Origin of the sequence: Sporolactobacillus nakayamae, from assembly GCF_900113325.1 — a bacterium.
GTDB classification, from domain to species: domain Bacteria; phylum Bacillota; class Bacilli; order Bacillales; family Sporolactobacillaceae; genus Sporolactobacillus; species Sporolactobacillus nakayamae.
The window spans coordinates 44,619-60,038 of sequence record NZ_FOOY01000017.1; the positions used below are offsets into that span (position 1 = coordinate 44,619).

General features: G+C 46.1%; 13 protein-coding genes. 3 read left to right on the forward strand and 10 right to left on the reverse strand.

Annotated elements, in window-relative coordinates:
• Positions 1-133 precede the first annotated feature (133 nt).
• The 8 genes from BM003_RS11820 to BM003_RS11855 all read right to left on the reverse strand — a co-directional run bounded on the left by BM003_RS11820 (position 134) and on the right by BM003_RS11855 (position 12,076).
• Positions 134-1,318 carry an RNA-guided endonuclease InsQ/TnpB family protein gene (locus tag BM003_RS11820; RefSeq protein ID WP_093673338.1) on the reverse strand — a complete coding sequence of 395 codons (1,185 nt, stop codon included), beginning with the start codon at positions 1,316-1,318 and terminating at the stop codon, positions 134-136.
• 15 nt (positions 1,319-1,333) lie between these two features.
• Positions 1,334-1,909 carry an IS607 family transposase gene (locus BM003_RS11825; RefSeq protein ID WP_218143255.1) on the reverse strand — a complete coding sequence of 192 codons (576 nt, stop codon included), beginning with the start codon at positions 1,907-1,909 and terminating at the stop codon, positions 1,334-1,336.
• Between the two features lie 94 nt (positions 1,910-2,003).
• Positions 2,004-3,191 (reverse strand): exonuclease SbcCD subunit D, encoded by a 1,188-nt coding sequence (locus tag BM003_RS11830; protein WP_093673342.1) that lies wholly within the window; start codon positions 3,189-3,191, stop codon positions 2,004-2,006.
• Positions 3,188-6,934, reverse strand: coding sequence for a helicase-exonuclease AddAB subunit AddA (addA, locus tag BM003_RS11835; protein ID WP_177184770.1), 3,747 nt, complete (start codon positions 6,932-6,934; stop codon positions 3,188-3,190). Before addA ends, BM003_RS11830 begins: the two co-directional genes overlap by 4 nt.
• A complete protein-coding gene (addB, locus tag BM003_RS11840; RefSeq protein ID WP_093673346.1) occupies positions 6,924-10,421 on the reverse strand; it encodes a helicase-exonuclease AddAB subunit AddB in 3,498 nt (1,165 codons plus the stop codon). The genes addA and addB overlap by 11 nt, the downstream gene beginning before the upstream one ends.
• 212 nt (positions 10,422-10,633) lie before the next feature.
• Positions 10,634-10,924, reverse strand: coding sequence for a thiamine-binding protein (locus BM003_RS11845; protein ID WP_093673348.1), 291 nt, complete (start codon positions 10,922-10,924; stop codon positions 10,634-10,636).
• 23 nt (positions 10,925-10,947) lie between these two features.
• Positions 10,948-11,385, reverse strand: a complete 438-nt coding sequence (locus BM003_RS11850) for a peptidylprolyl isomerase (RefSeq protein WP_093673350.1) — start codon at positions 11,383-11,385, stop codon at positions 10,948-10,950.
• Positions 11,386-11,428: 43 nt separating this feature from the next.
• Positions 11,429-12,076: a phosphatase PAP2 family protein gene (locus BM003_RS11855; protein WP_245734243.1), complete on the reverse strand. Its 648-nt coding sequence runs from the start codon at positions 12,074-12,076 to the stop codon at positions 11,429-11,431.
• Between the two features lie 120 nt (positions 12,077-12,196).
• On the opposite strand from BM003_RS11855, the gene BM003_RS11860 reads away from it, so the two are divergent.
• Entirely contained in the window at positions 12,197-12,643 is a 447-nt protein-coding gene (locus BM003_RS11860; RefSeq protein ID WP_093673352.1) for an OsmC family protein, read from the forward strand.
• Here the strand turns inward: BM003_RS11860 and BM003_RS11865 are convergent.
• Positions 12,640-12,957 carry a hypothetical protein gene (locus BM003_RS11865; protein ID WP_093673354.1) on the reverse strand — a complete coding sequence of 106 codons (318 nt, stop codon included), beginning with the start codon at positions 12,955-12,957 and terminating at the stop codon, positions 12,640-12,642. The two genes, BM003_RS11860 and BM003_RS11865, sit on opposite strands and share 4 nt — an antisense overlap.
• 184 nt (positions 12,958-13,141) lie before the next feature.
• On the opposite strand from BM003_RS11865, the gene fabL reads away from it, so the two are divergent.
• Complete coding sequence (fabL, locus tag BM003_RS11870; protein WP_093673356.1) at positions 13,142-13,897, forward strand: enoyl-[acyl-carrier-protein] reductase FabL; 756 nt, start codon at positions 13,142-13,144, stop codon at positions 13,895-13,897.
• 150 nt (positions 13,898-14,047) lie between these two features.
• Here the strand turns inward: fabL and BM003_RS11875 are convergent, their stop codons facing one another.
• On the reverse strand, positions 14,048-14,602 hold the full coding sequence (locus BM003_RS11875; protein ID WP_093673358.1) for a superoxide dismutase family protein: 555 nt from the start codon (positions 14,600-14,602) through the stop codon (positions 14,048-14,050).
• Positions 14,603-14,746: 144 nt separating this feature from the next.
• Between BM003_RS11875 and mscL the strand changes: the two genes are divergently transcribed.
• Positions 14,747-15,214 (forward strand): large conductance mechanosensitive channel protein MscL, encoded by a 468-nt coding sequence (gene mscL, locus BM003_RS11880; protein ID WP_093673360.1) that lies wholly within the window; start codon positions 14,747-14,749, stop codon positions 15,212-15,214.
• The last annotated feature ends 206 nt before the right edge of the window (positions 15,215-15,420 follow it).

The following is a 15,420-nucleotide window of genomic DNA, read 5'->3' on the forward strand; positions in this document are numbered from 1 at the left end:
CTGCTTTCTATAATGTATTCAATCAGATACACATCATCTATTTGTGTATCTTCCATTTTAGTCAGTCCTGTCATCATTGGTATTCTGAACGGGTGAGAGACACCCTATCACATGGACCAACTCTCGAACCCTCTTAGGTGGATTGTGCACCCTCAGTAGTAAGCCCTACTGCGTAGTGAATCAAATTGTTTACTGCGTTTTCATCACGATTCATCACAGTTCCGCATTCATAACAACGGTACGTATGATGCTCGTGATAGATGGTGTCGCCTTGCAATGTCATTTTATCTGCTCCTGTTTTAACATGACCGCAATGCGAACACCTTTGTGTACTCGGGTAATAACGATCTGCCACAACGAAACGATTACCCATCCATTCACTTTTGTATTGGATCATGTCTCTAAATTTTCGAAACATGGAACGGTGAATGTTCTTCGCTAGACGCTTATTCATCTTCATCCGATTGACGTCCAAGTCTTCAATACAAATCGTGTGATAATCATTGCTTAATTGATGGACAAACTTCTTTAAAAGATCTTCTTGAATCCGAGCAATTCTTTGGTACGATCGTTTAAGTTTGGTTCTCACTTTACGATAGTTAGTACTTCTGAACTGATTCGGATTCGAGACTCTTTTTCGAGCGAGAAGTCTTTGATAATGCGTTATACGTTCATATAACTTAATTAAATGATCAGGTAAAGTGCTGATCGTTTTGCCATCGTTATAGTTAAAGTGTCCTATATTTACGTCAACGCCTGCAACATCTTTACCTTCACTTAACTCATTGTCGTTCGTGTCGATACTAAGACATGCGTATAAACCATCTGCTTCTTCAACAACTGTAGCCTTCTTTATTTGTCCTTCGAAGCGTGGTGATTCTGCCATCTTAATGCCATACCATAAGATATTTATACCGCGAGGCTTATCAAGCATTAACTTGCCGTTCTTGATCTTCGCTCGATCCGTAGTAAATGATTTCTTGCTCAACTTCTTTGACTTGAATTTAGGCCGATCATGGTGAGGCATTTGTGGATTAAAAAAGTTCTTCCAAGCCTTGCTTAATGATGCTACGGATTGTTGGAGTACCCTTGCGGATAATCCATACTGCCAATCTTCTTTGTGTGCGACCAGTTCATTTCGTACGATGTACTCATTGGGTCTTTTGTTGCTTTCTTTGTCAATCAAATGTAATTCATACAGAGTGTTCCATGTTTCAAGGGCCAAGTTCCAACAATATCTATGGTAGTTGAACAATTGGTCAAGTTGACGCTTCATGGTTACATTAGGGAATAGTTTGATTTTATGTGTTTTGATCACCTTCCTTCAGCTCCATTAGTGAAGATTTTTATCATTTTCTATTTTCTTCTTGTATTTCCTTAAGCCATAGATCCGACAACTAAAAACATGAATAATGGATATTAAGTCTTCAGTCAATTCTTCGAGAGGAGACAAATCAGGGTTATTTAAAACAACGATCTCTGTATTGAATCTGTCCGCCAATCTCTCAAACCAATCAAACCCGAATCTTACAAAACGATCTTTGTAAGTAACATAAATTTTGTCAATTTTATTGTTCATTATATCGTCAATTAACAAATTCCATTTTTTGCGTTTGTAATTCAACCCACTTCCGATGTCTGTTATAACATCATCTAATATCACCCCCTTACCATTCACATAGTTTCGTAGGAATTCTATTTGGTTTTTTAAGTCATCCTTCTGACCAAAATTAGAAACTCTTGCATAGGCAACGTTCTTTCTCGGATTATTTTTCTTGATTCCGAGGTATTCATTTAACTGTTCTTCTGTATAATATCTTCTGTTTGTTGGCGTCCTGTTCGCAACGAGCTTCCCACTTCTGTCCCAACGTTGTAAGGTCGTTACGGTGACACCAATTTTATTCGCCATTTCTTGCGGTTTCAACAGGGCACATACACCTCCTTCATAGGATGTATATAATGTACTATGTAATCATACCTTTGTTAATATTTTTGTTAACTGTCTATTTCCTCCCTGCCGCGACTTCGCGTTCTGCTTCTTCATCCTCTAGTAATCGCATGAACAGCTGAACAAGGTCTGTACCCGGTTCAGCGCCTTCTGTCTGTTTTTTATAAAAACGAACGAAAAGCTCATCAATGGGTAAGCTTGAGCGAGACGTTTGATCCCCGAGTGCCTGAATTCCGCTGTAGATTGGCCGGATGTTGACAATTCGCGGTCTCGCTTTTCGCAGCGCCTGAATATCATGCATACTCATCGCCTCATCAAGACGCAATTCAAGATCAATCCATGCCTCCTGGTCACGCTCCTCGTCAATCCATTGCTGAACTTCGGCTAAACCTTTGTCCGCTCGCCAACGAGTGAGCGGACGCCCAGATCTGAGCTCAATCTCATGCATCGTAATCGGCGTTCGTGGCGCCGCATCAAGAATAGTAACCGATTTAGGACCTGCCTCTGAAAAACTGTAGGCGATCGGCGAACCTGCGTAGCGCGCGGGAACCGGTGAATCGGCCAAGGTTTGCGGACGATGAAGATGCCCGAGTGCCACATACATAGCCGATTCCGGAAAAGCCGACGGATGAACTGTGTAGGCACCACCAACTTGGATTGGACGCTCAGAATCAGATTCTTTCCCCCCCGCAGCGAATAGATGAGTCATCAATAGATTCACGGCATCCTTTTTAAATGACTGAGCCTGCAGTTTGAAAAGCTCGGCCAAGCGCTCGTTATACGCTTCTTTGATCGAATCCTCATCATTGATCGTGCTGAGGCATTCATTCAGTCTCGATTCGGAAGGATAGGGCACACAACCAAGAATCAAAGTCTCGTTTTTGCTTGCAATGGGGATCGTCATCGGCTTAAGAATGGGTTTTCCGACAATCGTAATTCCCTGCCGACCGGCGAGCGGCCGCGATGCTTCCAAGCGCTCCGGACTATCATGATTCCCGGCGATGATCAGAACCGGACGTTTTCCACCAAGTGACAGTCTTTGTGCGGTATCGTAAAAAAGTGCTTCGCTTGCAGCCGGAGGATTGACCGTATCAAACACATCGCCCGCCATCAGAACCGCGTCAACTTTCTCTTCATCCGCAATGGCGCATATTTCGTCCATGACCTGCTCTTGTTCTTCTTCCCGAGAGCGGCCCTCAAGACTCCTTCCAAGATGCCAGTCGGCCGTATGCAATAATTTCATTGCCCGTTCCCCCCAATCGTCAAATCAATAAAGCAGCCAATATCAAAAGCATAGAGTCCGACTAGAGCTACTTTCCGCTTCCAGATGCGCTCGATCGCTTGGCGATACAAGTCGAGCTGCACTTCGTAGCGGCGTTTTAACTCGGCAATCGCTTCATTTTGATTGGGAAAACGATGCGTCAGATGATCCGTTTTATAGTCTAATAGAATAAGTCCGTCTCCATCCTCGATAATACAGTCAATAACCCCTTGTACGAGTACAGATTCCTGCTTGCTTACTCTTTTCCATGACGGGTACACTTCGCTTGTCGCAAGCGCAAGACTGAACGGGCATTCACGAGTGACTTTGCTTGCCCTCCGCATCTTTATACCAATAGGCATTTGGAAAAGTTTAACTACGGCATCATAATCAAAGCTCTGCTCTTGCAGATCAGTAATGACTTCTTTCTCGACAAGTGCCAAGCCTTGTTCCTTAATCTGCCGCGTAGTACCGACCTTTTGTAAATCAAGATGCTGCATCAGCAAGTGTAATGCTGTGCCGCGTTCCGCCGCTGAAAGTGCGGATTGCTGCAAAAACTGCGGACGGTCTCTTCCAATTGATGAAAATCGATCCGAGTCGCCCAGCAATCGGTCATCCGTCCCGGAACTGAAATAGCCTTGCTGCGCTTTAATCTCCGTGACCGTCTGTTTGGCCATTGAAACTGTCGAGGCGGATTCAGGATAAATCCATTGGAGACGCGCGGCCACTTCATCCTGGACACCAGAATGTGTGACCACTGATTTTCCTTGTTCAAGCTGTTGCAAACGTTCACGATTTAATTCGTGACGTTTCCCCTCTCCGCGTGAGAGACCGGAGGCAACGATAACCTGCACCATCCAGGATGAACGATCGCCAGAGATCGCCGTCTTGTCCGGTTCAGCATCGAGTAATTGATGCAGGGATTCTGCACCGTTATGGCGCGCGACCGACGGCATTACCCAATCAAAAAAGGTCGATGCGGATGCGCGACAGTCCTCCGGGAGGAGCCAATCAGGCGTCTGCAGCGTAGATTTGCACTTATCCACCTGTTTCTGCGCGTCTTTCACCGTCCCAATTAAAATCAGTTTCTCTTTCGCACGGGTCACCGCGACATACAAAATGCGCAGTTCTTCAGCGATCGCGTCGGATTTCATACGTTCTTTAATCGCTAAATAGGGCAAGGTCGGGACACTCGTACGCAATTCAGGATCAATCCATTTCGTGCCAAAGCCCAAATCTTTATGCAGCAGCGCCGCTTGAGCCGTATCGCGCATGTTAAAGCGTTTGTTCATGCCTGCGACAAAGACAACGGGGAACTCCAGCCCTTTACTTTTATGAATCGTCATGATTCGAACGACATCTTCCTGTTCGCTCAGTGCCCTCGCTTCGCCGAGATCACCGCCGTTTTCTCTCATTCGTTCAATAAAACGAAGGAAACGAAACAATCCGCGGAAGGTAGTTTTTTCATATTGCCGCGCCCGATCATAGAAGGCTTTCAGATTCGCTTGGCGCTGCGTTCCGCCGGTCAGTCCACCGACATAGTCGTAATAGCCGGTGTCACGGTAGATTTGCCAGATCAATTCAGATACTGAGTGCGTTTTGGAAAAATCGCGCCATTCATCACGTTTATTAAGAAAGATGGCAAGTTGTTGTGCCAACTCCTGCTTCGGATCCTGCGTATAGCTTTTTAATGCTTGATAAAAGCCTGAGCCTCGTTCAGCCATGCGGATAGCGGCAAGCTCGTCCGCATTTAACCCGATGATCGGCGAGCGGAGCACTGACGCAAGCGGTATATCCTGTTCCGGGTTATCAATCACTTGCAAGACCGACAGCATAACTGACACTTCAACCGTATCAAAGTAGCCCTTGGATAATTCCGCATAAGCGGGAATTCCCCGGCGGCCGAGCAAGTCTTTCATGATCGCCGCGGAAGTGCTGGCGGAACGGAGCAGAATCGCAATATCCCGATACCGAACCCCACGCATCCGACCGGACGCGCGATCAAAAACTTGGAAAGAGGGAGAAGAGCCGTCACCGATCATTGCCTGAATACGGTCACCGATCGCGGCAGCCTCAAGTTCCGACGCATCCATATCATCCGCATGCTCCGACGGATCATCCTCTGCGCCGGCACGGTCAATAATCTCCAAGTCGACCGGACGGTTTTCTTGAGGGTAGTTCGCCCCGCAGCGCAGCTCGGCAGCGTCATCATACGTCACGCCACCTACCGCTTCATCCATCGTTTGCCGGAAAATGAAGTTAGCCCCGTCAATGATTTCCTGCCTGCTGCGGAAGTTGTTTGACAGATCAATCACTTGACCGGTTGTTTCCGGACGAGAAAACTGTTTGTATTTCTCTATGAAAAGCGCCGGTTCAGCTAATCGGAATCCATAGATGCTCTGCTTCACATCACCAACCATGAACAGGTTGCCTCCAGATCCGCTGTCTTTGGTAATCAACTGGATAATTGATTCTTGCACGCGGTTAGTATCCTGATATTCGTCAACCATAACTTCATTAAAGCGGGCGCGGAATTGTTCCGCAACGACTGAGGGCTGCTCATGACCCATCGAGGAGCCCTCAGCGCGTAGAACAGCGAGACATTCATGCTCTAAGTCAGAGAAATCGAGGACAACCTTGCGTCTTTTTTCCTTCTTAAATCGTTCGGCAAATGCTTTTACGAGTTCAACAATAAGATCAACAGAAGGTGCCATATCACTCAGATCACGCAAACATTCCTCCGAAGAACCCGCAAACCATTGCTGCTGCAACTCGGCAGTTTTCCCTTTTATGTTATCGCGCATTTTCTTGACCTGATCCTTGAGCGCTGTATCCACGTCTTTACCGCGAATCGCCTTCAATTTACCGAACGACAACGACAGGAAAGCCGAACGAATCGTCTCCCAGTCCGATTTGGAATCGACCTGTAACTCTTGGAACGCGCGGAGTTCTTCAGTCAATGTATCCTCATAAGCGGCGGGACCGCCGGGCTGGCCGCACAGCCGAACTGCTTCCCGAAGTGCATGTATGGATCCGGAAATATGGTGAACAAGCGATTTTTTCAATTCGGTTACCCATCCGAATTGATCCAGCGTTTTCGCACCGTTAACATGATAGGCTTCAGCCATTTGGTCAAGCCAGCGCTCCGGCCATGGATGACTCATGGAAAACTCATAGATGCGCAGGAGCAGCTGACTCATTGCGTCATCGCTTCGATCGTTTGAATAGCGGTCAACCAGACGGTAAAATTCAGGATCATCCGATGTGTAGTATTCTTCTAAAAGTTCATCAAGAACCTCTTCACGCAGCAATGCCGTCTCCGTCTCATCAAGCAGACGAAAGCCGGGATCAAGGTCCAAAAAATAGTAATAGTGTTTGACCACTGACATGCAAAAGGCGTGTAGCGTCATGATTGACGCTTTTCCCAGCAAGCCCTGCTGGCGACGCAAGAATAAGTTCTCAGGTTCTTCACTAAGACGCTGATCAAGTGCTTTGCCAATCCGCTCTCTCATTTCTGACGCCGCGGCTTTTGTGAAGGTGACAATCAGCAGATCATCAATATTTACCCTTTGTTCAGGATCCGTCATTTTTTGAATGATACGTTCCACAAGAACCGCTGTTTTCCCCGATCCGGCCGCGGCGGCGACAAGCAAGTCGTGACCGCTTTCGGTGATCGCTCGCCATTGTGCATCTGTCCATTGCGTTTCTTTCGGTTTAATGCTCATCAATATTCTCCTCCAACTCCGCCAATTTTGCCAAGACGTCGTTATCCTTCATTCTTTTCAGCAGGCGGTATTGATTTCCGGGCTGCGACTGGTCAAAGCGGCAAACCGGGCGGAATGAACAATACGTGCATGGGACTTGTCCGTTACTTTTAAAAGGTGTGATGGACACATCTCCGTCAATAATCTTGCATCCGACATCCGTCATCACATGGCGCGTATAACGTCGAAGTGTCGCAAAATCCTTTTCTCCCGCCAGCGAAGAGCTTTTATAGAATTCTCCGTTCTTTTTGATTCCGAACGGTGCGATATCCGAAAGCCTTCCTTCAGCGGCTTCATCTGTTAATAAAAGCGCTTCTTCATCTTCAAGCAGTAAGCCTTTCATTTTAAAATGCTTATAAAGCTCGCGTTCCAATTGATCTTCAGGAAGCTTATCATCCAAATTAAGCAACGGATTATGCACATGGAAATAGAGCACTCCGGCAGGTTCGGCCTGCACGCCCAGCCACTGCTTTGAATGGGTAATGATCACGTCCAGATAGGTGAGCATCTGAAGCGCAAGTCCATAATAGATTTCCGAAAGATCAAGGTTTTTCGCACTCGATTTATAATCAATAATTCGCAAAAGCAAGCGTCCTTGTTCATCACGCGCCTGATCCACCCGATCGATTCTGCCGACAACCTCCATTTGAGCGCCATGCTTCAAGGGAAAACTGAGTGGGGGCAGCGGACGTCCCGGACCGAAAGGAAGTTCCAGACTTACCGGGGAAAAACCGCTCGCAAGCGCGTGACGATGCAGCACGCGGGCCACTCGAGCGACGACTTGTTCCAATTTATGCTGGAGGTAGCGGTAACGATTCGAACTAGCAAGGATCTGCCGCTGCATACTCGGCGCTAATTCGGTTACCGTCTTTGAAGCCAATTGGTCGCACTCTTCCGAAGTCAAATCTCTCCAATTCCGCTTCTCCTTCATAATTTGAGCGGTCATTTGCTTGATTGCCAAATGAAAAAGTTGACCAATATCCGGTGCGGCGATTTGAAATACTTCGCGTTCTCTGAGCTGTAGGCCGTAGGATGCGAACTGCGAGAAAGGACAGGAATTGAACTTTTCCATACGAGAAACACTGGTTTGAATGGTTTGCCCATATAACTCACGCGCCGCACTCGGGCTCAACTGTTCGTCATTTCGGGCAAATAATCCGGCCAAGGCCATATGCGCCGCGCTGCCCCATTCACGATGTACCGTGAACCAATTATAAGCGTCCCACCACAGTTCGGCGATCGGATATTCGTTTTTCCATTCACGAATTTGAGCAGCCAGCGTACTTACGGTTTTCCGCGGTGAATTGATAAAAGCAAGCTGTTCCTCATTCTTCAACGTTCTCGGTTCAGCAGGTGCCAACTTCAACGTGAGATTAGGGAAAAAACGGCGGATACGCGAAATGAGCGGTGACGGTCGCAGCGACTCACCATCTTCAGAAGCAAGCGGATAAGAAATGTATAGATGCTTCTTTGCGAGCGTCAGCGCGCGATAGATCAGCTCATTTTCCCCTGCCATCTGTTCTGATTCACCATCGGCCACAGTCATGCCTTCATCCTGGAGCAGCTCACGATCCTCTCCGGAGAAAAGTCCTTGCTCCGAAGGTTTGGCAGGCAATATCCCCTCATTCACACCTAGAAGAAAGACATCGTTCAGTTCCGACGAACGCATCCGGTCCAGGCTGCCGATCAGGACTTGATCCAACGCCGGCGGTACCATGGCAAATTCCAATGCATCCAGGCCGGTATCCACAATCTTCACAAAAAGATCGAACGGCATCTGCTCGTCACCGGCTGTCTCCACGCATTGATCGAGCAGATCAATGACCGCTTTCCATGCCTGTCCGTGCGTTTTCGATTCGGAAAGTCGTTGCTGCTGTTCCGCGCGATTCGCCATTCGTTCCAGTTTTTCCGGAATGGTCATCTCGATCAGGAACCGGTAGAGCGCTTCACATCGTTCGGCGACTGTTGCAGCTTCTCTAAGCTGCTTCTCCAGCGAAGCGAGCGGCCGCGCGATGAGCATGCGATAGGTGTTGATGGTTGCTTCCATCTTTTTCTCAGCGTCTGACTGCTCTCTTGCCTGCTCCTCCAGACCTCTATAGATCTGATAATGCCAATCTTTGTCGTCCGTCCACTTTTTTCCATAATAACCGCGCGCGATCACATAGTTCTCCAATTGATCCATTCCTTCACGCGCTTCATTTAAATCAAAATCAAAAGGAATCAGAAAATCAGTCTTCACACAACGAAAAATCGGCTCATAGCGCCAGTTTTGCTGAATTGCTTCAAGCGCCGAACGGATAAACTCAATCAGCGGATGATGCTTCATCGGACTCTTCTGATCAATAAAGAAAGGGATCTGGTAATCTTGAAAAATCGTTTCAATTAAATCACGATAATCCGCGAGATTGCGAACCAGCACGGTCATTTCCCGATAACGATCTCCTCGAGCTCGGGCACTCGTAATAATATTGCGTGCTGCCTGCTCCACTTCTTCGCGACGGTTCGCGGCCTCAGTCATCACGACTCCGTCCGTTGCCTCACTCACTTGATAAGGATAGTGTCCGAAATGCAGATTGATGTTCCTCAACGCATCCGTTTCAGATCGGTGCACGTCTCTTTTCAAGATAATCGGTTCGATCATTTGCCCGCTCGATTCCGCCCGCTCCTTTAATTGCAAAAACAGGAGTGCAGGATGCCGGAACATCGAAAATTCGTCAGGTGCATGATCGTAGATTTGATCTGTGCCAAGTGCGATCGTAACATGCTTACACGTTGTCATCAGTTGTTCAACAACTAGCATTTCTTGCGGTGTCATCGTTTGAAAACCATCAATCCAAACATCTGACTTTTTAAGAAAGTCAGCGCCGTCTATTCGCTCAACCATTAATTTTAAATAATCTTCGCTATCAATATACTTGCCTTCCAAAGCCTGATTGAACGACTGATAGATTAATGATAAGTCATGAAGCTTGTCCTTCAAGAGAAGCTGATCAGCACGATCTCCATTAATTCGTTCTGCTTCGGCGGCAATTTCTTCAGGTTCAAGACAAAAGCGCTTGAACTCGATCAGCGTATCACTGAGCAGATCATAAAATCCGCTCTGTTGCGATGCTTTTCGGAACAGACGAAAATCATGCTTGCTCTGCTCGACAATCTTACGCAACAGCATGGAAACACCGGTCGCATTCAAATGCCGACGTGTCGCTCCGCCGGATTGCTGCAGCACGCGCAAGGCGAGACGAGGCATGCTGTATACATTTAACCGAGTCATACCGCCCAATTCCGGTGTCGATGCCAGCGTATACTCCATGCTGAACGTCATGTGTTCGGGAACCAAATAAATGAGAGGCGTCCCATCCGGCTGTTCTCGCAAATTTTTTCGAATCTCCGACAGACAGCTTGCGGTTTTCCCTGTTCCCGGCCGTCCCAAAATAAAACGTACAGACATAGTTTCTCTCCTCCTGATCATCGTTCTATAAATAAAGACCCGAAATGCGGATCAAATGTTTTTCAATACATTGATACGACAATTATAGCACACAGAGAACGTTTGTTCCTTTAATTGCATTTGCTGTTATTTATATGTCCAAAATCAAAAGCCACAGAGATTCGCACCTCTGTGGCTTTTACTTTTCCTGTTCACATTGAACCGTGTAAAATTCAATTCCGGTATTTACCTACTTTTTCCTCAATCGATGTACCCTGCGGACGAAAATGAATTTTCACTTCAGCCGCAACTTCATCGGCACCCGCTTCTACTGTCGCATACACGGTTTTCTTTACGACATCGAGCAGTTCGTCAAGTTCGCCTTCAAGAATCGTTTCGAGCGCAGTCACTTCGTACTTCACTCCGGACTCTTGAATCACTTTTATCGCTTCATCAACCAGTCCGTATGTGTCCTTTTCTTTTGAAAAGGGCAGAATTTGAAGCCCTACATTACTGATTGGCATCGGTAGCACCTCCCGAATTCGTTTTACTCTTCGTCCCAAACCTTCACGGTTTTCATAACATCGCCGTTTTGCATGGCGAGCACGGTTTCCAATCCGCTCGTTACTTGTCCGAAAACCGTATGGACACCATCCAAATGCGGTTGCGGCTCATGGACAATGAAGAACTGACATGATCCTGTGTCGCGTCCGGCATGTGCCATGGAAAGTGCCCCTGCAACATGTTTGTGCGGATTACCATCCGTCTCGCACTTGATCGTGTACCCTGCATCGCCCATCCCAGTTCCTGTCGGATCACCGCCCTGGCTGACAAAACCGGGAATAACGCGGTGAAAAGTCACCCCATTATAAAAGCCTGAGTTAGCCAGCTTCTCAAAATTAGCGACCGTATTCGGTGCATCCTCTGGGAAGAAGTCAATAGCAATCACTTCACCGTTTTCCATCGTAATTGAACCTTTTTTCATATAAATCCTCCGTCCTGACACCTTATCTCGGCGCGGTTTGTCGTCAACGCTTTCTATTATATACAAAAATAAGGACGATCGCTGATATCCCGACGAAAAAACCGCCGGCACAATACCCTGCGAGAATATCCGTGAAATAATGGACACGCAAAAATGGGCGGCTGAACCCGATCAGTAAGATCATCGCTACACCTAAAGCAACCCAGGCAATTCGAATCCATTTTGATTTAATCAGTGGAAGAATAAGCAAAATCAGCAGCCCATATACAGTCGAAGCATTCATCGCGTGACCACTTGGAAAACTGTAGCCCGTCTCATGAACAAGATGCTGAAATGGCGGACGATCCCTCATCACCCAATTTTTCAACACGCCATTAACTTCACGTTCAAGTAGAAAAATCACTGGCAACAGGATGAATGAGAGGAAATGTCTTTTAAACACTAGATAAATCATGAATAGAGCAATAATCAAGAACAAAAGTTTGCTTGAGGCGAAATCGGTAAATTTCGAAAAAAACACAATCAGCCAATGTGTTCGAATGGGATTCAATCCTTGAATAAGCATGCGATCCAGCGCTTGAACGACAGGCTGCCGAATGGCGATAACCATGATCAGAAATAGGAGCACACAGGTTAATGTCAGCCATAACCATGGACTAAACGATTTTTTTTCGAGCTTCTTAATTGCCACAACCTCTTCCTCCCAACCTAAAAGCGTGGAACCATCACAAAGTGGTAACTATATGCTACGATAGCAACGGGCCCAAATAGCATGTCTCTCTTATTATTCATATCTAAGGAGATGAACTTTATGACGGATTTTCATTTTACATTGAAAGGCGAATGGACAGGATCGTGGGATGGCAAAGGCAAAATTCAAACGAATGGCTTAGCAACAGTAGTCTCCGTTGATTCTGCAATGTCCGGACAAGGTGTCGGAACAAATCCGGATGAATTGCTGATCAGCGCGCTCGCTTCCTGTTACATGATCACGCTCGGCATCCGATTAAAGAAAGAAAAAATTGCTTATGACCATATTGAGATCCACACCGAAGCAATCGTAACAAAAAAGGGCGGCCTTCATTTTGAGAAGGTCACACATTACCCGATCATTTATTTTCCTCAAGCACTGACAGATGCGCTTGAGGAACATTTGAACACCTGCATTCGCAAGGCGGAACAAGACTGCGTAATTGCTAAGGCTGTCAAAGGAAATGTCCGCATCTCTGTTGAGCCGAACTATGTATCCACTTTTTAATTAGAACGATTTTTCACTAATGCTCTTCCTTTGCATAAAGCTACTTGAACAGTTAGCGCCGATTGTTTCGCCTGGCGAACCGTGTCTTGGACCTTGCCTTTTTTCTGACTGATATCCGATTGAATTCGTGCAAGATTCAAGGTCAACTCATTTTGTTCATTTACAATTTCTTTGGACTGATCCTGCATCTTCGCACCGGTCTTTGATATTTTCGCCATTGACCCGTTCATACGTTTCAGTGTATTCATCACGGATACCGCAAACGCAATGAGTGAAATGATGACCAGCGTAAGACTTAAGTAAACAATAATCATTGGAGCGCTCCCCTTCCATGCTTAGCGATTATTCTAAAGATATCATACCCTATTATGGGCAAAGGATCATAGAACCATGACTGAGTCGCTCAATTTTTTTACCTTGTCCTTTTTCTGAACATTTTGCTATACTGAATTTGGTTTGTTTGAAACGGATTGATTTGTCTTACTAAAGGAGATTATTATGGAAAATAAAGTTGCTTTAATTACCGGGGGAACCCGCGGTATCGGTAAAGCGATCGCCGAAAAGTTCGCACAAAACGGATTCGATCTCGTCTTAAATTACGCGCGCAAAAGTACAAATGCCGAAGAAACGAAAAGTTCAATTGAAACGAAATATGGCGTATCCGTGCATATTGTAAAAGCGAATATCGGTGAATTGGAACAGATTGATCAACTATTTGAGACCGTTGATTCCGTATTCGGACGGCTTGACGTCTTTATTAGTAATGCTGCGTCCGGCGTTCAACGCCCGATTATGGATATTCAAGAAAAGCATTGGGACTGGACGCAAGATATCAACGCGAAAGCGTATTTGTTTGCCGCGCAGCGAGCCGCGAAACTGATGAACAAGACAGGCGGCGGTCATATTGTCGCATTATCAAGCCTTGGCGCCGTTCGCGCGCTGCCCAACTACGTTGTGGTCGGTGTATCGAAGGCAGCGGTTGAGGCCATCACGCGCTATTTGGCTGTAGAACTTGCCCCAATGCACATTACCGTGAACACCGTTTCCGGGGGTGCAGTCGACACCGACGCACTCAAACATTTCCCAAACCGTGCCGAGCTGCTTGAACAGTCGGCAAAGCATAATCCAGCCGGACGCATTGTCGAGCCGGAAGATCTCGCTGAAGCAGTCTACTTTCTGTGCACGCCGGCCGCTTTCATGATTCGCGGTCAAACAATCACTGTAGACGGCGGATTGTCCTTGCTCGCTGAATAATAAGTATCGTTGGCATTGCACAGGTGTCTCAAGCCAGTTTTTCGACTATGAGACACCTTTTTGAATCATGGAATTGTTGTTTGAACAGCCTTTTGAAACCGCCTTATATGAAAAAAGCGAACCGGCCATTTCTCCGATTCGCTTTTTTCTTTATTTTATGACCCCGCACAAAATTCGGGCGCCGGAGTTACCTGACGGATCCGTTGTTTGGTCGTCGCCTCTTTCATGAATGATTAAGGCGGAACCATCTGCATCTCTTAATGAATTCGGCTTGCCTTCCTGCAAGGTTACCATCGAATTAAAAAGCACTGTTTTCACACGTCCATGACTATCCGCAAAAATATTAACCATATCACCTGCGTGCGGACCCATCGGATTTTTTAATCCGTGTTTTTTATTGCCCGGATTGAAGTGTGCGCCCGCCGACATGAAATCCGGAGGTGTGCAGCTGCCATATTCATGAAAATGAATGGCATGGATACCAGGCTTTAATCCTTCTGCTTCCAACTCGATACGAACGCCTTTTGGTGTTTCTGTCAGAACCGCCGTACCCATTTCTTCATTTTTCGCGTTAATCAAAGAAACAATCAGCTTCCCGCTTTGGCTGTCTTTAGCGTTTGCTTTCATTTCAGGGTGGTGCTCATAGGCGATCATAGCCAGCGCGACAATTGCGCAAAGCAGATAAACGAATTTTCGATACTTCACCCGAATCAACCTCCTAAACGTAGGATGCTCCGATTCATTCTTTTTTACTCAAAAGGGACAGACAAAGTTTCTTTAAAAAAAATGTCGATAATGCTATGCTTTTGTTTATTATCTAAGAAAAATGATTCATACAGGAGGGCACTCATGAAAACACTAAACGAATTCAAAAAATTTCTGGCACGGGGAAATGTGATTGATCTCGCCGTTGCGGTAATCATCGGTGCCGCTTTCGGACAGATTGTCAGTTCGCTTGTTAAAGACATTGTCATGCCGCCGATCGGCTTACTTCTCGGTAAAGTAGATTTCAGCAGTCTCTATATTAATTTATCCGGACACGCATACGATAGTCTTAACGCCGCGCAAAAGGCAGGCGCTCCGACGATCAATTATGGACTTTTCATTAATAATGTGATTAATTTTCTTATTGTTTCCTTTGTTATTTTCATGGCCATTAAAGTACTGAATAAAACATCGCTAAAAAAAGCTAAGCCGGCCGCAACAAAAACATGTCCCTACTGCTTGTCGTCAATTCCGATTAAGGCGACAAAATGCGCACACTGTACAGCTGATCTTCCTGATGATGCTGAACAGGAGCAGGTGTCTTCACATTAATGTTCAATAATTACCCCGGAGAAATACTTCTCCGGGGTTTAACTTTTTGATTGATTTAGAATAAAATGTGGATTTAGCCGCCATTCTTTTTATTCTTTATGTATAATAAAATAAATGGTAATAAGTGAAACTGAAGCAAAGGTTGATGTCGATTTATGAATCAATTAATGATACTAGGAATAGTATTAACTGTTTGCGGATTGGTT